14 protein-coding genes and 1 pseudogene are annotated in these 18,672 nt (G+C 70.2%); 9 read left to right on the top strand and 6 right to left on the bottom strand.

Annotated elements, in window-relative coordinates; all coding sequences use genetic code 11:
* Positions 1 to 623: 623 nt before the first annotated feature.
* The 4 genes from IE325_RS44255 to IE325_RS44240 are packed head-to-tail and all read left to right on the top strand — an operon-like array spanning position 624 to position 9,181.
* On the top strand, positions 624 to 2,315 hold the full coding sequence (locus IE325_RS44255; protein ID WP_229912528.1) for a DUF2397 domain-containing protein: 1,692 nt from the start codon (positions 624 to 626) through the stop codon (positions 2,313 to 2,315).
* A complete protein-coding gene (locus tag IE325_RS44250; RefSeq protein ID WP_229912527.1) occupies positions 2,312 to 3,580 on the top strand; it encodes a TIGR02678 family protein in 1,269 nt (422 codons plus the stop codon). The genes IE325_RS44255 and IE325_RS44250 overlap by 4 nt, the downstream gene beginning before the upstream one ends.
* The gene (locus IE325_RS44245; protein WP_190075869.1) at positions 3,577 to 7,803 is read left to right on the top strand and encodes a TIGR02680 family protein; all 4,227 of its coding nucleotides are present in this window, start codon (positions 3,577 to 3,579) and stop codon (positions 7,801 to 7,803) included. The genes IE325_RS44250 and IE325_RS44245 overlap by 4 nt, the downstream gene beginning before the upstream one ends.
* On the top strand, positions 7,787 to 9,181 hold the full coding sequence (locus tag IE325_RS44240; RefSeq protein WP_190075868.1) for a TIGR02679 family protein: 1,395 nt from the start codon (positions 7,787 to 7,789) through the stop codon (positions 9,179 to 9,181). The genes IE325_RS44245 and IE325_RS44240 overlap by 17 nt, the downstream gene beginning before the upstream one ends.
* Here IE325_RS44240 and IE325_RS44235 read toward each other — a convergent pair.
* The 5 genes and pseudogenes from IE325_RS44235 to IE325_RS46550 all read right to left on the bottom strand — a co-directional run bounded on the left by IE325_RS44235 (position 9,102) and on the right by IE325_RS46550 (position 12,978).
* Positions 9,102 to 10,567: pseudogene (locus IE325_RS44235) on the bottom strand (UvrD-helicase domain-containing protein). The gene IE325_RS44240 and the pseudogene IE325_RS44235 sit on opposite strands and share 80 nt — an antisense overlap.
* Positions 10,564 to 11,040, bottom strand: a complete 477-nt coding sequence (locus IE325_RS44230) for a hypothetical protein (RefSeq protein WP_190075867.1) — start codon at positions 11,038 to 11,040, stop codon at positions 10,564 to 10,566. Before IE325_RS44230 ends, IE325_RS44235 begins: the two are co-directional and overlap by 4 nt.
* 2 nt (positions 11,041 to 11,042) lie before the next feature.
* Entirely contained in the window at positions 11,043 to 11,822 is a 780-nt protein-coding gene (locus tag IE325_RS44225; RefSeq protein ID WP_308437722.1) for a DUF6083 domain-containing protein, read from the bottom strand.
* Positions 11,823 to 12,067: 245 nt separating this feature from the next.
* On the bottom strand, positions 12,068 to 12,331 hold the full coding sequence (locus IE325_RS44220; RefSeq protein WP_190075866.1) for a helix-turn-helix domain-containing protein: 264 nt from the start codon (positions 12,329 to 12,331) through the stop codon (positions 12,068 to 12,070).
* Between the two features lie 476 nt (positions 12,332 to 12,807).
* On the bottom strand, positions 12,808 to 12,978 hold the full coding sequence (locus IE325_RS46550; RefSeq protein WP_229912524.1) for a hypothetical protein: 171 nt from the start codon (positions 12,976 to 12,978) through the stop codon (positions 12,808 to 12,810).
* Here IE325_RS46550 and IE325_RS46545 point away from each other — a divergent pair.
* Positions 12,971 to 13,630, top strand: a complete 660-nt coding sequence (locus tag IE325_RS46545) for a hypothetical protein (RefSeq protein WP_229912522.1) — start codon at positions 12,971 to 12,973, stop codon at positions 13,628 to 13,630. The two genes, IE325_RS46550 and IE325_RS46545, sit on opposite strands and share 8 nt — an antisense overlap.
* Before the next feature lie 63 nt (positions 13,631 to 13,693).
* Here IE325_RS46545 and IE325_RS44210 read toward each other — a convergent pair whose 3' ends face one another.
* Positions 13,694 to 14,470: an IclR family transcriptional regulator gene (locus IE325_RS44210; RefSeq protein ID WP_190075865.1), complete on the bottom strand. Its 777-nt coding sequence runs from the start codon at positions 14,468 to 14,470 to the stop codon at positions 13,694 to 13,696.
* Positions 14,471 to 14,657: 187 nt separating this feature from the next.
* Here IE325_RS44210 and IE325_RS44205 point away from each other — a divergent pair, with 187 nt between their 5' ends.
* Genes IE325_RS44205 through IE325_RS44190 form a run of 4 tightly spaced genes read left to right on the top strand, consistent with a single transcriptional unit; the run spans position 14,658 to position 18,634 of the window.
* Positions 14,658 to 15,818, top strand: a complete 1,161-nt coding sequence (locus tag IE325_RS44205) for a cupin domain-containing protein (protein WP_190075864.1) — start codon at positions 14,658 to 14,660, stop codon at positions 15,816 to 15,818.
* Positions 15,819 to 15,820: 2 nt separating this feature from the next.
* Positions 15,821 to 16,648, top strand: a complete 828-nt coding sequence (locus IE325_RS44200; RefSeq protein ID WP_190075863.1) for a fumarylacetoacetate hydrolase family protein — start codon at positions 15,821 to 15,823, stop codon at positions 16,646 to 16,648.
* Entirely contained in the window at positions 16,645 to 17,367 is a 723-nt protein-coding gene (locus IE325_RS44195; protein WP_190075862.1) for a maleylpyruvate isomerase family mycothiol-dependent enzyme, read from the top strand. Before IE325_RS44200 ends, IE325_RS44195 begins: the two co-directional genes overlap by 4 nt.
* Before the next feature lie 31 nt (positions 17,368 to 17,398).
* Positions 17,399 to 18,634, top strand: a complete 1,236-nt coding sequence (locus IE325_RS44190) for an FAD-dependent monooxygenase (protein WP_190075876.1) — start codon at positions 17,399 to 17,401, stop codon at positions 18,632 to 18,634.
* The last annotated feature ends 38 nt before the right edge of the window (positions 18,635 to 18,672 follow it).

Raw genomic sequence — 18,672 nt, 5'->3', positions numbered from 1 at the left:
CGGCTCCACAACCTGGCCCTCACCAGATAACTCACGCCCCATACGGGACAACCTCTAGGCGGAAAATCGCCAGCACACACGAGCCCGTTCCTGTTCAGACTCGGCTCATCCGCTACGGGATCTCAGAACCCGCAAAAAGAACTTCCTCAGGTGCTATGGGAAACCGGGATCGCCAAGAGCTGCAGCCGGGATTCTTCCTGACTGCGGTGCACGCCAGGGCGTGTTCACCGCAGCCGCCGTTATTTCGTGGCGACACGAACGCGTATCTCCGGAGATCCTGGGACGAGAGCCCGAGGGCTCCCGTCCCGAGGAACCTGCCATGGAATCTCTGGCCGGAGAAGGCAGGCTTACATCAGATGCGGAACCAACGCATCAAGGGCCAACCTGGGTTGCGCCCTCGTATGTATGAGTACCACCCGCCGGTGAACGCTGAACTCCTTCTGAGATTTCTGGTTACGCATCCCCTACGGGATCGTTGCCAGCCCGGCTCTCGAGCGCATTGCATCCACCTGAGGCGCGTCGGGTCGCATCGGCCTACTCAAACTGACTGCGGCCTGCCTCTGGACGAATGCGGTGAGCGCGCTAACTCATCGACCGCAACAGGAAGTTCAGTCAAGGAACGGATGGATCCGGTCGGAAACGATCAATCTGGCATGCATGGACGAACCGACAGCTACGGTGCGGCATACAGGCGTCTTGCCTGTACTGGGGGGCGGTGCGTAGGGGGGAAGTTGACAGAGGACGACGCCGAGGACGGGCGTACACGCCCGCCGCCTGTTCCGAGCGGCGCTGACAGCACGGTGGACGGCTCAGGAAGCGAACGCCTGGCTCTGTTCCGGTACGTGACGGCCGAGAACGCCGAGGACTACCTGGCCGTCATGAAGCTCTTCTCGTCCACCTTGCTGGCCGACCTCTCTGCTGCCGAAGTCAGTGGCGCTCTGCGGGAAGCAGGGCGGGACATGGACCCCGAAACCGCTGAGGAACGCTGCCGTACGCTGGTGCGCTGGGGCAACCTGATCCGATCACTGCGCGACGCGCGAGTGCCCACAGTGGCCGCCTATCGCAACTCGCGGGCCCGGTTCCAGATGTCGACGCTCGGCGGCCGGGTGCACCGGCAGATCGAGGACATCCTCCAGGCGACCGACGGCGCCCGCGAGGTCGCCCGCGAACTGCTGGGCAGCACAGTGGAGGTCCTCGACCGGATCTTGGCTCGCCTGTCGGCCGGAGAGTCCGGCGAAACAGAAGCCCTGGCCGCCGACGTCACCACCGTCTTCAACAACCAGTCCCTGTTCAGCCAGAGTGCCCGCGACTTCTACACCTATCTCGGCTCGGTTCTGACCCGCTACGACCTGATGGGCGAGGAGTACACGACCCTCAAGGGCCTGCTCCTGGAATACGTCGACCTCATCAGCAATGACGTCGCACGCCACTCCCCCGCAATCGTCGACCGACTGGATCGGCTCGAACGGCATCTGCCCCTGCTCGTGGACACTCTGGCCACGCTGCCCGGCCTGGCCGACAGCAACAGCGGGCCGGTCGAACGGCTGCCTGGCCGGGCGCTGGACGACTGGGTGCAGTTGTCCGCCTGGTACACGGGCGGCAGCGGCAGTTCGGGGCCAGCGCAACTTCGGGCGGCCGCCGAGCAGGCGCTTGGCCAGCTCATCACGAACGCCAAGCGGATGCTGTCTTCTGGCGGCACAGGAGCATCGCGGCGGGCCGATCTGCTGCGCCTGGCCTCGCTGTTCGCTGAGGCCGATGCCGGCGTGGCGGACCGGGCCTTCGCCGCCTCATTCGGCGCGTATCCGATGCGGCACCTGGGCATCGGGGCGGAGGAGCCGGATCCACGGGTGACGCCGACGACGTCGTGGTGGGACGCCCCGCCGGTCGAGGTTCCTCTCTCCTTGCGGCAGCGGGGCGACCGCAGCGCCCGGGGTCGTTCCTCTCGTGTCCCGGACCCCGGCCTGGACCGCGCCCGGCTGACCGCGCAGGGCGAACAGGATGCGTCGCGGCTACGGGCGGCAGTGGCAGAACTGATCGCCGTCAGGGAGATGAACGGGGCGGTGCTGTCCGACTACGCCCGTGAGGTGCTGCTGGACTATCTGGGGGACTTCATGGCGATGCACCAGGCGCCGGGACGTGGAGTGGAAGTCGCAATGCCCTTCGAGGACGTGGGCATGTCTTTGATCGTCACCCACAGCCCGGGGAGATGCACCGTTCTGCGTTCGCTCAGTGGGGAGTGGGACTGCACCATCGACGCCCTGACGGTCCGCGTCGAGCAGATCGCGGGTCAGCAGGCTTCCGGAGGGCCGCGATGAGCATGCCGGCCCGCACCGCCGCCACGGCCGCCCATGATGCGCTCGAGCGCCGAGCCGCAGCCCGCGCCCTGCTGGCCACGCCTCTGATGAACGCTCACCAGCACCCCGATGAGCTGGCGCTGGTAAGGAGGCACGCTCCTGCTCTGCGGACGGTGTTCTCCCGCATGCTGGGTTACACCCTGATCGTGGAATCGTCCTTCGCCCGCCTCGTCAAAGCCCCGCTCAGCCCCGATGCGCCTTCGCGGGCAGTGCGGCACGGCGAAGGTCCGGCCTTCGGTCCCCATACCTACGCCCTGTTCTGTCTGGCCTGCGCAGCGCTGCTGGCCCCGGGCACCGGGGAGCAGGTCCTGGTCTCGTCATTCATCGAGCAGATCCGTGCCGACGCGGCTGCGGCCGGGGTGGAGGTGGACGACAGCTTGGTGCAGCGTCGGCGTTTGGTGGCGGCGGTGGGTCTGCTCATCGACTGGGGCGTGCTGACCGAGACGGACGGAACCCTGGCGGGGTGGAGCGACCGCAAGGAGGAAGCACTGTTGAGCATTCATCGTCCGCTGCTTGCGCACCTGCTGGCCCGGCCTCTGGGCGGCGTTACCCGTGCAGAGGATGTTCCGGAGCAGATGCGGCCGGAGCACGACGAGCCGCGGCGGTCCCTGCGCCGCAAGCTGGTGGAGAACCCGCTGGTGCGTCGCGACCATCTCAGCGACGCCGAGCGGGATGTGCTGTCGCGGGAGCGCACCGAACTGACCCGGCTGTTGGATGAGCATTTCGGGCTGGTCCTCGAAGTGCGCGCCGAGGGCGCTTTGGCCTACTCCAGCGATTCCGCGGCCAGCGATGTCGATTTTCCCGGTCCCGGCACGGTACGTCAGGCAGCCCTGCTCCTGGTCGACATGCTGCTTGGGAAGGCACCGGCTGCCTGGCGCGAGCAGTCCGCAGGACTGGTGCCGGAGCTGTGGTGCAGTTGGCCGACGGTGGACGCAGCATTGAAGGACCTGACCTCGCGCTACATCTCGGCATGGTCGTCCCTCTACGTCCGTGATGTTGAACGGCTGCGCGATGACGTGACAGCCCTGCTCGTCTCGCTGTCTCTGGCCTCGGCCGACGCTACGGGACTGCGGCTGCATCCGGCCGCCGCCCGCTACCGGCCCCTGGTGCGTGTGCCGTCCCGCACGCGCGCCGCAAACCGTCTGACAGAACCCACGGCTGCAGACACCGCTCCCGCGGCCCTGTTCGAGGACACGTGGACGACCGCAAGGGAGGCCTCCTCGTGACCATCATCACCGTTCCCTCATCCCGTCTTCGCCCCTCCGACAGCTCCGGTGCGCACCGCTGGCGGCTGCGCCGGGCCGGCATCGTCAACGTCTGGTACTACTACGACCAGGAGTTCGACCTGTCCGGAGGGCGACTGGTTCTGCGGGGCACCAACGGCTCCGGCAAGTCGAGGGCATTGGAGATGCTGCTGCCCTTCCTGCTGGATGCCGACCGCCGCCGAATGGACGCCACTGGGTCGGGAAAGGTCCGCCTGGAGGACCTGATGCGCGCCGGAGGGGATGAACAGCCCAACCGGCTGGGCTATTTGTGGCTGGAAGTGGAGCGCACCCGACCTGCGGATGAGACCGGTACAGCGCGGCCCCAAGAGCACCTCACGATCGGGGCACTCGTGCGGTTTGCCCGCAGCACCGCCGAGGCCAAAGTCTGGTACTTCACCACCCCCAAGCGGGTCGGAGACGACCTCGCTTTGATGGACGAAAGCCGCACGCCACTCTCCCGCGACGGGCTGATCGCCGTGATCGGCGCGGACCGCATCACCGACCGGCCCGAAGCCCACCGTGAGCAGGTGCGCACACAGGTCTTCGGACTCACCGGCGAGGCCGGCCGTCAGCGCTATGCAGGCCTGCTTCAATTGCTGCATACCCTGCGCTCGCCCGACGTGGGCAACCGCATTGACGAAGGCAGACTGCCGCAGATCCTGTCCGACGCCCTGCCTCCCCTCTCGGAGCAAGCCTTGCTCGCCGCAGGGGAGGAACTGGACGGGCTGGAGGAGACCCGGGCCGCGCTGGCGCGCCTGGAGCACGCCTACGAGCATGTGGCGAACTTCCTCAAGGTCTACACCCGGTACGCGACCGGGGTCCTCGCCGACGGCGCGCACGATGCCCATGCGGCCGCGCGCCGCGCGCTGGAGGCCGAAAGCGCCGAGCGTAAACAGGCTGCGGCTTGTGAGCAGTTGGCCCGGCAGCACAGTGAGGCCGTAGCCAGCCAGGAGGAAGCGGACTCCTACGCCAGGGAACTGGCAGCCACTGCCGCCGGCATCAAGGACTCCCGCGCCTACCGGGAGGCCCGGGAGCTGGCAGAACGCCTCGCCCGGCTCGACGCGTTGGCCATCGCCACTGACCTCGCCCTGGACGGGGCAGCAGCTACCCGGCGTGAAGAGTCCGCATCGGTCACGGCATGCAGTCTCGCAGCCCGGGAAGCCCGAACCGGCGCCCTGGCCGCCAACCCTCTTCTGACACGGGTCCACGAAGCGCTCGCCCGAGCCCGCCTAAGCACCCGACTACCCGACCTCATTGACCTCGACGTGCGCGAAGACCCCCTTCTGAGCGAGCCGGTACGCACCCAGCGGATCGCGGATCCGGTCACGGTGACGCGGCCGGCTCCCGCCCTTCTGTACCCTGCCCCCGCCGCACTGGAGCGCCAGCTCGATGACTGGTTGACCTCGGCCGGCGAAACCGCCGAAGCCGCAGGACTGCGTCGGAACCAGGCGCTCGCCCGCGGCCGCGACGCCGCCCAGTTGGACAAAGAGCTGCACACCGTGCGGCGGGCCGAGGAACGTGCCGAGGAGACCGCTCAGGACGCTTTGCTGTTGGAGGAGGCCGCCGCTGATTCCGCCATCCGGCGCGACGACTGCGCTATCGCCCTAGCCGTCGACTGGCGCGCCTGGATCACTTCTTCGTCCAGCCGATCCCTCCTGCCGGCCGTCGACTGGTCCCAGACCTGCGCGGCCTTCCTGCTGCTGGATGCCCAGGCCCTCGCCGGAGAGTACGCGCAACCCGGCGCCGACGACTCCGGTCTGGCCGCGCTCGACCTGCTGCCCCAACAAGCCGCCGCCGGGATGCGCGCCGAGCTCGCCAGAAGGCTCGCAGAACTCGAGACAGCCGACCGGCAGGACGCTGCTCTGCGCGCGCAACTGCAGGCAGAAGCCGCCGAGCTGCGGCAGGCACGCGATGTGCCGCCCCCCACCGCCTTGTGGGCCGACAATCCGCCCGACAACGGCGTACCGCTGTGGCAGCTGCTTGAGTTCCGTCCCGGGCTGAGTGAACAGCACCAAGCGGGGCTGGAAGCCGCGCTTCTGGCCTCCGGCCTGCTCACTGCCCATGTCACCAGCGACGGCGTGGTCAGCGAGTCCGGGCAGCTGCTGTTGTCCGCCGATGCGCCCCCCGCCGTGCCTTCGGCCCGCACCGCCTTGACTGTGGTGACCGACGGCCCGGTGGCGGCCTCCCTCGTCACCGCGGTCCTGGACCGGATCGCGCTGGACGTGCCCGGGCATACCACCTGGGTCCACCGTGACGGATCGTTCGGCATCGGTGTGCTGCGCGGGCGTCACAGTCTGCCGGCCGCCCGCTACATCGGTGCTGCGGCACGGGCGGCCGCACGCGCCGAACGCCTGGAGCAGATCTCCCAGGAACTGGCTGGTCTGGAAGCTGCTGCCGAAGGCCGCGAGCAGCAACGTGCTGCCGTGCATGCCCAGCAGGCGGAGCTGGAAGCCCATCTGGCCGCCGCCCCGCGCTCGCACGAGTTGTCCGCCCTTCGGGCGCAAGCCGTGGCCTCCCGGCAGATGGCCGCGGCGAAACACCGCCAGGCCACCGAGCTGACACGCGCCGCCGAGCTGGCGCGCCGGCAGTGGTCGGCCGCCGAACGCAGCCATCAGGAACGGTGCGCAGCATTCAACCTTCCCACCGCGGCGGCGGACCTGGCTGCGGTCAGTGAGGCGGCGGATCAGGCAGTGGCCGCCTGCCAGGAGCTGATCACGGCGAGCAAGGCAGTCCCGCCCCGGCTCGCCGCAATGGCCCGGGCAGGTGTGGCCGTGGAGGAGGCCCGCGGCCGGCGCCAGGCCGCGGAAGACAAGGCCGCCACGCAGTGGGCCGTGTGGTCCGCGCAGGCGGCGGAACTGGCCGCACTGCAGGAAAGCGTGGGCGCCTCCGCCGAAGAGATCCACGCCAAGTTGGCCGAGGTGGAAGCAGCCGCGGTGCAGGCCGAGGAGGAACGCGCCCGCCACAGCCGCACCGTCACGGACCTGGCCGGCCGCGTCGGGACCGCCGAGGCCAACCTGGAGACGGCCCGGCGCACGTCCCACGAGGCGCTCGCTCAGCTCCGCGTCAATGCGGGGCTCCTCGCCGCACGAGCCTCGCACCCTGCCCTGGCCCCGGCCGCCACCGGCCGGCGCGCCCAGCCGATGCAGCCGGCCGCCTCCCCGGCTGAACTTGCCGCAGCCGCCCAGAGCGTCCTGGAAGAGCTGCCCCACTCTGCGTCACGCGCGGACGCCACCGCGTTGCTACGGGCCCTGTCCGTGCTGGAGCGCGAGATGACGGGCAGCTACGACGTGATCATCACGGTCGACGAGGGCCTGCACATCGTGGAACTCGCCGACTCGGACGGACGCCGCTACGTCACCGACGCCGCCCTCGACCTCAAGGAACGCCGGGACCGCGGCCAAGAGGCTCTCACCAGCCGCGAACGCACGGCATTTCAGCACTTCGTCCTGGGCGGCGTCGCCGAAGAACTACGCACCCGCATCGGCCAGGCCCACAGGCTGCTCACCGACATGAACGCTTCACTGCGTTCCATCACCACCAGCCACGGCATCGGTGTGCGGCTGCGGTGGAACCTGGCCGAGGACGCCGGCCACCCCATCGCCCGCATCAAGGAACTCATCGCGCGCGATGCCCGGGTGCTGCGCACACAGGAGCAGGAAGAACTCATCGAATTGCTCAAAGCCCGGGTCGACGAGCGTTTCCGCGCCGACCCACAGGCCGGATACACCGCGCACCTGCGCGACGCCCTGGACTACCGCTCCTGGCACACCCTGGAAGTCTTCATCACCGGACCCGAACCCGGGCGCGATCGGCGCCTGAGCCGACGCGCGCGCCTGTCCCAGGGCGAGACCCGCTTCGTCTCCTACGTCACTCTGTTCGCCGCGGCCGACGCCTACCTTTCAGGCCTCCCCGACCCCGCACGCGCCCTGCGGCTCATCCTCCTCGACGACGCCTTCGCCAAGGTCGACAACCGCACCATCGCCGAACTCATGTCCCTGCTGGTACGCATGGACCTCGACTTCGTCATGACCGGACACGCATTGTGGGGGTTCTTCCCCGAAGTGCCCGCCGTGGACGCATACGAAGTCCGCCGTGCCGAGGGCACCGCCGCCATCACCACCCACGTCCACTGGGACGGTCACACCCGCCATCTGCGTCTGGCAAACCATGACCACACCGCGTGAAACGCTGCCCGAGCCCCTGCGCTCCTACCTCGCCCATCCCAGCCTCCGCCCCGTCTGGGCGGCAGCACGAGCCCGTCTGGAACGCAACCGGCTCACCCCCCAGGGCAGCATGCAGATCAGCCTCGACGAGGAAGCCGCCCACCGCCTTGCCGGCCTGCTGGGCACTCCGCTGGACACCGGCACCCAACGCCTGCCGCTGAAGCGGCTCGACACCGCGCTGCGCACCTCGGCCGCCGAATGCGGGCTGCTCACCGCCGTCGCCGACCTCACCGGAGGCCCCCTGCACGACCGGGCCGCCACGCGGGAACAGCACCAGGAAGCCTGGGCAGGAGTCTGGCAGCGCCTGGATACCGTCCTGGCCCAGGCCGGCCTCGCCCACGCGCCCTGGATCTCCAGCTGGATCGACGGTTTGCGCGCCTCCCGCCTCCTCAGCCGCTCCACTCCCCCAGCTGCTGCCAGCGCTCTGTCCTTGGCTGTCGCCACCCTCCAGCTCCTGCCCCGCCTGACCTCGCCCCAGCACGCCCCTAGCGACGCCCCAGGCAGGGAACTGGCTGAGCTGGCCGCTCTCGCCACCCACGACGCCCACGGCCTCGACGACGGGACACTGCCCGGCACCCTCGTCCTGCGCGCGATCGCCGCCGCCCACGACCTGCCGGCGCCGGTAACCTCCCTGCAGCGACGCCAGTTGTGGGAGCAGGTCGACATCACCACCGATCTGCTGTCCAGCACCGTGCTCACCTGGCATCTGCAGCCCCAGGGCGATAGCTCATGGCCCGACCTGATGCGCCAGCGCACCTCGCTGGGCCTGGCCAGCCACCTGACCCTGCAGGAACTGCGCTCCCCCGCCGTCACGCACTGCCGCCTCGCCCGCCCCGGCCAGATCGTCTACGCCTGCGAGAACCCGCAAGTCCTGCAGGCCGCCGTGCGGCACGGCACCACGTCACCACTGATCTGCACCTCCGGCAACCCGTCCCATGCCGCCTGGGCGCTGTTTGAGCGGTTGCACGCCGACGGCGCCGACATCAGGTACCACGGTGACTTCGACTGGCCCGGTATCGCCATCGCCACTCGCATCTTCGATGCGGGGGCCCGGCCCTGGCGGATGAAGGCCACCGACTACCGCACCGCACTCACCCGCGCTGACAGTGCAGCTTGCCTTCCACTCCAGGGGTCCGCCCTACCCACCCCGTGGGATCCACCGCTCTCATCCACGATGGACGACGCAGGTATCGCACTCCACGAGGAGGGTCAACTCCGCGAACTGCTTGCCGACTTGGCCACTTCTTCCGAACCAGCAGTTAGCAGAGCGGTGTCCCGTCAGGGTGGTCTCGGATCCAGGAGAGGCCTCCCAGATCGAGGCGCTGACGGGTGCGAGTGACAGCCACATAGGCCAGGCGGGCTTCGGCGTCGTCGACGGGGTCGGGAGGTGCTTGGGGGATTGTGCGGGCGTCTGCGTCGCCGTTGTCGTGCCGGGCGAAGTCGTCGGCGATGAGGACGCGGGGCCATTCGCGCCCTTTCGCCTTGTGGGCGGTGGAGACGGTGACCTGGGCGTGCGGCTCGGGGGCGAATTGGGCAACGGCGGCGAGGATGGCATCGGTGCCGTGAGTGTCGACGAGGTTGACCAGGGGCTGCAGGTCGCGGCCGGCCGGATCGTGGGCGGCGTAGTCCTGCAGATCACCCCAGCAGGGGAAGAGAACCAGTTCGGGGTGGTGGGTGCGACGGCCTTCCTTCAGGTCCCGAGCCGCAAGAGCCAGGCCCTGCAGGCTGTCCCCGCCCCCCACAAGGGCCACACGGTATCCGGCGGCCATAAGGGTCATGACCTGCGCCATGGCACCGACGTTGGTACGGCACAGCACGGCGTCCGGCTGGGTGACGGGGCCGAGCTCCGTGGACACGGCAGGAGTGCCGGTCAGACGGATAGGGGCGTCGGCGAGGCGGAGCCAGCGGTTGGCTTCTGCGGCGAGGTCGGGGCCGAAGCGGAAGGACTGCGACAGAGCCAGCTGGGTGCCGTCGAAGCCGGTCATGACGTCTTTGGCGCCGCGCCACTGGTAGATGGCCTGGGCGGAGTCGCCGACCATGACCAGCTGGGTGTGGTCGCGCTGGGCGAGGAAGATCTGTTCGACGACGGGGTTGGTGTCCTGTGCTTCGTCCAGGAGGGAAGTGGGCGTCGATGCGGGGCCGGGTGAGTGCCCAGATTTTCAGGTAGTGGTCGTGGTCGAAGTGGACGGAGCCGTCGTCGGGGTGCTGCAGGTCGGTCCAGGCTTTGCGGGCGAACGGCACGATGTGGGTGGCGAGTTCGGCGTGGAGGTTTGTGTCTTCCAGGCCGCGTAGGTGGGGCACGTGGTGGCGGGGGATGGCGTCGTCGGCGGTGTGGCAGAAGCGGGTGACGGTGCGCAGGGTGGCGTTGGCGAGGGTCTTCTGTGTCACTTCGCGTTCGCCGATGCGGATGTTCTTGGTGAGGCCGAGTGCTTGGCCGGTCTGCCACGCCGGGCGGCGGGGAGCGTTCAGACGGCAGGTGTAGCGGTGGCCGAAGGCGGCGAAGGCCAGGGAGTGAGCGGTCTTGCACAGGACGTTCTTCGGGAAGCGGGCGGTGGCGTCCTGCGCGATGGCCCGGTTGTAGGCGAGGTAGCGGCCGCGCCGTGAGGTGGTGCGGGCGAGCAGAGCAAGGGGTGGTCTTGCCGGTACCGGCGCCGGCCTGCAGGGCGAGGTGGTCGCCGGCGTGGAAGGCGTCGGCGGCTGCGGCCTGTTCGTCTGTGGGGTTCACGGGTTGGGGCTTTCAGGGAGTCGGGTGAGGGCGTGTCCGACGGCGGAGAGCAGGTGGCCGGGAGTGGTGTGGGCGAGGAGCTGGCGTACGGCGTCATCGAGGCGGTCTGCCTCTTGGTCGGCGTGCTCGGCCAGGGCTCGGTGGAGGACTTGGCGTACGTAGCGTTCGGGAGTCAGGCCCGCGCGGCGGGCGTTCTGTTTCAGAGCGGTGTGGATGGCGGGTGGGAAGGCCACGTTGAGTAGGACCTTGCCGTGTGCATCCGGGTAGTGGGTGGTGATCACGTCGATGGGCAGCTGGGCGGTGAGGCGCCGGCGCAGACGGTGGGCGGCCCGTTCGGGGGTTTTGCCGCCCGTGAGGGCCATGAGCCGGGTGGCATCGTGGTTGGCGGCGAGCGGCCAGGCGCGGGCGGCGTGGTGCAGTTCTGCCGGTGTCAGGGGTCGGGTCAGCGTGATTTCCAGAGCGTGGTGCGGCATGGTCACCGGTTTCTGCGCGGGCGGGCCGGGGGGTGGGGCAGGCGGGTGCGGACGTATGTCGCGTGCAGGAGGGGGTCGAAGGGCTGCCAGCCCGCCAGGGCGAGGTCGGCGGCGCCGGGGGCGGTGACGTGTTGGGGGCAGCGCTGGGCGCGCCAGCGCAGTTGCTCGCTGTAGGGGAGATGGCCGAGGTCGTAGACGGCCATGAGGACGTCGGGCAGGGCCAGTTGGCCGTGGCGGGGTGCGGTGGGCAGGAGTCGCCAGGTGCCGGCATGCCCGGTGGGGGCGAGGACGGGGTGGGGGCAGCGGTGGCGGTTGCGGGTCTGGGCCACGCAGCGGATGTGCTCGAGGGTGTGCTCGGCGAGGTAGCGGCACAGCAGGATCTGCACGACCGGGCGGGCAGGGCGCTGGGCAGTCTGTGAGCAGCTCTCGGCGGGCGGGGCGGGCGTGAAGGTTCCGGTGTCGGTCAGGCGGCGGGTGCGCACGGCTAGTTGGCGGCGGAGCGCGTCGAGGTAGGGGCTGGTTCGGCAGAGGGGGGTGCGGCGGGGGCAGAGCACGGCGTGAGGGATGCGGCACCAGGGGCTGCCGTCGCTGTGGGGGTAGGCGATGCCGCCGCCCAGGTGCCAGCGGCAGGGTTCGGGGACGTGGATGGTGGTCAGTTCGGTGGGGTGCAGGGCGATGGGCCGCTGGTCGGCGCGCTGGTAGAGGTCGATGCGGTTGCCGCACTGGCGGCAGCGGCCGCTCTGGCCGGCTCGCAGTAGGCGGGTGGGGCTGGTGCCAGCCACTTGCAGGGGCCGGGGACGTCGGGCGATGCGGGGACTGCCGTCCCAGTGTCGGCCGGCAGGGTCGGGAGTGGAGCACATGGCCTGGACCGTGCCAGGCGACACGCGGCGACCGGAGCATGGCAGCGGGAGCGTCCCCTGACCGGCCCTACAGGACCGAACTGGTGCCCCAGAGAACGACCTGTCGTTCGATACCTGCTCGCCGTTCGGGTGATCTGCAGCAGGCTTCCGGGCGGATGCTTCGGCGGTCAGGCTCCTGGCGAGCCGGGCGGGGTGTGGTCGTCGCAGAGGACGCCGAGAAGGTGCTCGATGGGCACGTCGAAGGCGTGGGTGAGGGCATGCCAGGTGGCGACGGTGCCGGTGGTGCGGCCGTGTTCGAGGTCGATGAGGGTGCGCCTGGCCAGGCCGCTGCGGCCGGCAAGTTCGTCGAAGGTCCAGCCGCGCGCGCCCCGCAGGCGCGCGAGGTTGACGCGCAGTGCGGTGAAGTCGGGGTCGGGCGGCAAGATCGTCACCCCACCATCCGACGGTGCAGACCCCTGCCCTGTCAGTGCAGACCTCTGCACTATTTGTCTGGGTGGCGGGGACGGCAATCAAGGTGCAGAACTCTGCACTACCGTGCGTCTTCCCCGGCCCCCATGGCCGGGAGTTACCGACCACCCTGGGCACGGACAGGCGGGAGGACGATCAGCCCATGAGGCTCGCCGGGACGCACGCAGCAGCGCGGCGCATCTGGACAGTGGAACTGCACCCCCGAGCGGGCGGCCCCGCTCTCATCTGCCCCTCCTGCACCGCTCATACGGACCCGCTTGCGGGATCCTCGGCGCGGTCGGCGGTCCTGGCTCATCTGGCCTGCCATGCCCGCGCCGACGCACTGCCCGCCTATCTGCGCAGCTGCCAGTGCCAGGCGCGGGGCTGCCGGTGGCATCCGCGTCACCGCGGCTGCGGGGCCGGTGCTGCTTGCCCTCACCCGCGACCGCAGCGGCCGCTCCTAGCGGCTGGCCGACACATGCGCGGCCTGCGCCGCGGCGACCAGCAACACGGCCGTCGTCCCCGACACCCTGGCCAACTCCTCCCGATCCTCCACCTCTCGCGCCTCGTCATCCGCGTGCCGGCCCGAGGCAGGGCTGCAGGAGAGGGTTCGGGTACGGGAGATGCTCACTTACCTCGGCACCGCGCTACCGCAGTTCACCTCCCCCGCCGCCCGACTACTGGCTCTGCAGTGCGCGCTGCGCGCCGACACTCGCGGTCATGTCCGGCTGCCGACGGGTTTGTTGCGGGGCATGCGCTTGCGCCAGAGCCGCGAGCTGTGGCTGGAGCTGGCTCATGCCGGCTGGCTCGGGTTGCCAGACTTCCGCACACTGCCGGTGCAGGCGCTGCTGCTCGACACTGCGGTACTGGACCAGGCGCCCGGACGCCGTGTGCGCCGCCGCGGCGCGGACTGGGCGCTGCGGCCCAGACCACTGCTGCTGCCGGTCGCAGCACCCGCCCTGCGGCTGACCGCGCTGGTGCTGGCCGCGCACACCTGTGCCCGCGGCGAGCACAGCACCGACATGGACATCCTCGCTCGCCTGTGCGGGCACTCCCCCCAGCAGACCGGGGAACTGCTCGACCGATTGGTGACCACGCACACGAGCGTCATTGCTGTTCTCCCTGGCTGGGAAAGAAGGGCGCCCCGAAGGCCGGAGGCCCGAGAGCGTGGAAGGGCTCGGCTTTGCGTACACGGTGGGGGAGAGGGCGCGACGAGAGACGGACGCGATGCCGGGAGAATGAAACTCGCTTTACATTACGTCAATGATTTGTGCGCGAGATAAGGTGACAGGGCGTGGCGTAAGGTGAGCTCGTAGGGTGAGCCGGGTCGCCGTGGCCGTGCTCGATCAGTGCAGGTCGGCCAGGTCTTTCTGCAGTGCGTGCGCCGTGGTGGTCAGGGTGGCGACCAAGGACTGGAGGCGGTGCGGGTCGTAGCGGGTGCCCGGCATCGACACCGACAGGCCAGCGAGCGCGGTGCCGTCCTGGTCGCACACCGGTACGCCGACGGCGACGAGGCCGCGCTCGGAGCGCTCCTTGTTGACGGCGAAGCGGTTGCGGCGCAGGCGCTTCAACTCCGTGCGCAGCTTGGGGAGATCGGGACGGTCGGCCGGGCGGTCGCGGTAGCGGTCAGGGCTGTAGACCTCCTCCAGCTCCTCGTCGGTGAGCTCGGCGAGCAGGAGCAGTCCGGCCGTCGTGCGGTGGGCCGGGAAGACCATGCCCTCGCGGGAGCCGACCCGCAGCGCCTGTCGGCACTCGACACTGGCGATGAACCGGGCCGTGTCCCCGGTGCGCACGATCAGGTTCGTGGTCTCGTCCAGGACGTCGACGACGCGGTGGAGGTGGGGCAGGGCCGCCGCGCGCAGCCGTGAGACAAGGGACTGGGAGTGGGCGGCGAGTTCCAGGACCGGCCCCGCGCGGTAGAGGTGGTCCTCGTCCTGCATCGCGAAGTCCCGGTAGACGAGCATCGCCAGCAGGCGGTGCGCGGTCGACCGGGCGACGCCCAGCCGCTCGGCCATCTGCGACACGGTCGCGCCGCCCTCCAGCTGCAGGATGGTCGCCGCCCGCAGCGCGTGGTCCACGCTGGCGATGGGGTACGACGGCGGGGTCTTGAGCGGCTTGTCCATGGCCGGCCTTCCTGCCCATGGGGGGCGTGCGCTCTGCTCAACAGAATCCATGCCGGTTCTGTTCAAGAGAATCCATGCTGCATCTGTTTCAACAGAATCCATGCTGCGTCTGCTCAGCAGAGTTGTGCTCGTTCTGCTCTCCAGAATCTATCTGTTCTCCTGGAAGACACGGCGCAGGCTGAGCTCCGTGACTCCCTCCTCCCTCACCCAAGACACCGCCACGGGTTCCCCGGTCCGGCTCCAGGCCGTCGCCGCGGAGGGGCAACCCGAGGTCACCCCGGCGCTCGAAGCGCTCTACCGGGGCTTCGAGCAGGAACTGCTCGTCCCGCTGTGGACCGAGATCGGCGATCTGATGCCGGCCCACCCGCGCTCGCGCGCCGTGCCGCACCTGTGGCACTGGCAGCGGCTGCGGGAGCTCGCGGCCGAGGCCGGCGACCTGGTGCCCGTCGGCCGCGGCGGCGAGCGCCGGGCCATCGCCCTGGCCAATCCCTCCCTCGGCGGCAGGCCCTTCGCCACGCCCACCCTCTGGGCCGCCATCCAGTACCTGATGCCCGGCGAGGACGCCCCCGAGCACCGCCACACCCAGCACGCCTTCCGCTTCGTCGTCGAGGGCTCGGGCGTGTGGACGGTCGTCGGCGGCGACCCGGTGCCGATGAACCGCGGCGACTTCCTGCCGCAGGCCGGCTGGAACTGGCACGCCCACCACAACGCCACCACTGAGCCGATGGCCTGGATCGACGGCCTGGACATCCCCTTCCAGTACGTCACCGAGGCGCAGTTCTTCGAGTTCGGCCGCGACGAGATCGACAACGCGGAGCGCACCACGCCCGAGCGCTCCCGCTCCGAGCGGCTGTGGGGCCATCCGGGCCTGCGCCCCCTGTCGGCCACGCCCACGACCCCGGGCAGCCCGCTGCTGTTGTACAAGTGGGCCTACACGAACGCGGCCCTGAACGACCAACTCCTGCTGGAGAAGGAGGGTTTCGGCGGCACCGTCGAGCCCGGTCACGCCGCGGTGCGCTACGCCAATCCGCACGACGGCACCGACGTCCTGCCGACCCTCCGCGCCGAGTTCCACCGCATCGCGCGCGGCGCCGAGACCGCGCCCGTGCGTGAGACCGGCTCCTCGGTCTACCAGGTCTTCGACGGCTCCGGCACGGTCACCGTCGGCGACCGCACCTGGTCCGTCGGCCGCGGCGACCTGTTCGTCGTCCCGTCCTGGGAGCCGTTCTCCGCCAGGTCCGAGGCCGGTACGACCGATGCGGACGAGCACGCCCTCGACCTGTTCCGTTTCTCCGACGTGCCCGTCTTCGAGGCGCTCCGGCTCCACCGCACCCAGAAGGACGCCTGACCATGAAGCTCGCCACCCTCCGCACCGCCGACGGGACCCGCGCGGTCCGCCTCGACGGCGAGGTCCTCGTCGACCTCGGCCACGCCGACCTGGGCGAGCTGTTCGCCGAGGCCGACTGGCGGTCCAGGGCAGCCACCGCCTCCGGCGTCACCTACCCGGTCGACGGCGCCGACTTCGCGCCGGTCGTCCCTCACCCCTCGAAGGTGATCTGCGTCGGCCACAACTACACGAACCACATCAAGGAGATGGGCCGGGACCTGCCCGAACACCCCACCCTCTTCCCGAAGTTCGCCGACACCCTGCTCGGCGCGAACGACGACATCGTCAAGCCCGCCGAGACCGAGGCCCTCGACTGGGAGGTCGAACTGGCCGTGGTGATCGGCGGGCAGGTGCGCCGCGCCGACGAGCGACAGGCCGCCGACACCATCGCCGGCTTCACCGTCATGAACGACATCTCCGTGCGCGACTGGCAGTTCCGCACCATCGAGTGGACCCAGGGAAAGATCTGGGAGGCCACCACACCGGTCGGCCCCTACGTCGTCACCCCCGACGAAGTCGGCGGCGTCCGGCCCGCGTTGGAGGTCAGGACCGTCGTCGACGGCGAGGTCATGCAGCAGGACGACACCGGCACGCTGCTGTTCGACCCGGTCATCCTGGTGCGGTACATCTCGACCGTCATCACCCTGCGCCCCGGCGACATCATCGCCACTGGCACCCCGGCCGGCGTCGGCAACGCCCGTAAGCCGCAGGTGTTCCTGCGCCCCGGACAGACCGTCGTCACCGAGGTCTCCGGTCTCGGCACGTGCACCAACAAGGTGGTCGCGGGATGACCGGCGACATGCGGACGTTCGCCGACGCCCGCGAATGGGCCCGTACGGGAACCAAGTTGCTGCTCGACGCCGTCGCGGACCTCGACGAGGCCGGCTTCTCCGGCGCCGCCGTGCTGCCGGAGTGGACCCGCAAGCACCTCGCGGCCCACGTCGCAGCCAACTCCGACGCCCTGAGCAACCTGGTGCACTGGGCGGAGACCGGCGAGGAGACCCCGATGTACGCATCGGCCGAGGAGCGCGCCGCGGGCATCGCCAAGGGCGCGACCCTGAGCGCCGTCGAACTCCGCTCCTGGCTGACCGACTCCGCCCGCCGGCTCGCCGAGGGGTTCGACCGCCTCACCGACGCGCACTGGCAGCACGAGGTCGTCACGGCCCAGGGCCGTACCGTCCCCGCCACCGAGCTGCCGTGGATGCGCGCCCGCGAAGTGTGCGTCCACGCCGTCGACTTCGGCACCGGCGTCACCTTCGCCGACCTCCCGGCCGGCTTCCTGACCGCGCTGGTCGACGAGATCAGCACCAAGCGCGGGATGACCGAGCGGGCCGCTTGGGCCCGGCAAGGCGGGCAGAGCGGCCAGGACGGACTGCCCGACGGCCCGCCGCCCTCTGGCGCGCTGCCCGACGGCCCTCTCTCCGACGGCCCGCTGCCCGAGGTCGCCGCCTGGCTGGCCGGCCGCCCCCACTCGCTCGCCGACGCACCCGCGCTCGGCCCGTGGCTCTGAGGAGTGAAAACCCTCCATGTCTCATCCTGATGTGATCGTCGTCGGTGGCGGCATCGGCGGCCTCGGTGCCGCGTTCTCACTCACCCGCCAGGGCCTCGGCGTCCGCCTGCTGGAGCGCGCCCCCGCCTTCGGAGAGGTCGGCGCCGGCATCCAGCTCGCCCCCAACTGCACCCGCATCCTTGATGATTACGGTCTGCTCAACGAGGCGAAGAGCCTCGGACTCGTCCCGGACGCGATGGTCATGCGCGACGCCGTCGACGGCGGCGAGCTGACCCGGCTCGACCTGCGCAATCTGGAGCGGCGCTACGGCTACCCGTACCTGGTCATCCACCGTAGTGATCTGCACGGCCTGCTCCTGCGCGCCTGCGAGCGCGCCGGTGTCGAGCTGATCACCGACGCGCAGGTGACGTCGTACGAGAACACCGGCCGCGGCGCCCGCGTCATCCTCTCCTCCGGCGCGAGCCACGAGACCGGTGTCGTCATCGCGGCCGACGGTCTGCACTCCCTCGCCCGCAGGCTGCTCGTCGACGACGAGCCCGTCTCCTCCGCCTACGTCGCCTACCGCGGCACCGTGCCGGCCGAGCAGCCGCGCGTGCGGTCCGTCGACCTCAGCGAGGTCGTCGTCCACGTCGGCCCCGGCTGCCACTTCGTCCACTACGGGCTGCGCGGCGGGGAGTTGCTCAACCAGGTCGCGGTCTTCGAGTCGCCCAAGGCGCTCGCCGGGGCGCAGGACTGGGGCACCCCGGACGAGCTCGACGCCGCCTTCGCCGGGACCTGCGGCTTCGTCCAGGAGAGACTGCCCTTCATGTGGCGGGACAAGTGGTGGCGCATGTTCGACCGGGACCCGGTGATGAACTGGATCCACGGCCGCATCGCGCTGCTCGGCGACTCCGCGCACCCGCCGCTGCAGTACATCGCGCAGGGCGCGATCATGGCGATCGAGGACGGCTGGGTGCTCGGCGAGCACGTCGCCCGCCGGCGCGCCGCCGACGGCACGATCGACTGGGACGCCGCCCTCGCCGCATACGAGGCCGTACGGCCGGAGCACTGCCGCCGCGTGGTGACCACGTCCCGGAAGTGGGGCGAGCTGTGGCACCTCGACGGCGTCGCCCGCGAGCAGCGCAACGCCCTGCTGCGCACCCGCGACACGTACGACTACACGTTCGTCGACTGGCTCTACGGCCCGACCGCGCTGACCCCGGACGAGGAGCCTCCCATGTTCGAGCCGATCCCGCTGGAATCCGCACCGGCCTACACCGTGCGTTAAGTGGCCGTACAGCATGTAAGGAAGGAATCCGTCGTGTG

Origin of the sequence: Streptomyces lanatus (assembly GCF_014655715.1) — a bacterium.
GTDB classification, from domain to species: Bacteria; Actinomycetota; Actinomycetes; order Streptomycetales; family Streptomycetaceae; genus Streptomyces; species Streptomyces lanatus.
This window is presented reverse-complemented; position numbering and strand designations above follow the sequence as displayed.

Bases quoted from the DNA above. Each gene is read 5' to 3' on its own strand.
- IE325_RS44240 (WP_190075868.1), top strand. From the start codon at position 7,787: ATGACCACACCGCGTGAAACGCTGCCCGAGCCCCTGCGCTCCTACCTC.
- IE325_RS44210 (WP_190075865.1), bottom strand. From the start codon at position 14,470: ATGGACAAGCCGCTCAAGACCCCGCCGTCGTACCCCATCGCCAGCGTG.
- IE325_RS44250 (WP_229912527.1), top strand. From the start codon at position 2,312: ATGAGCATGCCGGCCCGCACCGCCGCCACGGCCGCCCATGATGCGCTC.
- IE325_RS44200 (WP_190075863.1), top strand. From the start codon at position 15,821: ATGAAGCTCGCCACCCTCCGCACCGCCGACGGGACCCGCGCGGTCCGC.
- IE325_RS44255 (WP_229912528.1), top strand. From the start codon at position 624: ATGGATCCGGTCGGAAACGATCAATCTGGCATGCATGGACGAACCGAC.
- IE325_RS44230 (WP_190075867.1), bottom strand. From the start codon at position 11,040: ATGCCGCACCACGCTCTGGAAATCACGCTGACCCGACCCCTGACACCG.
- IE325_RS44195 (WP_190075862.1), top strand. From the start codon at position 16,645: ATGACCGGCGACATGCGGACGTTCGCCGACGCCCGCGAATGGGCCCGT.
- IE325_RS46545 (WP_229912522.1), top strand. From the start codon at position 12,971: ATGCTCACTTACCTCGGCACCGCGCTACCGCAGTTCACCTCCCCCGCC.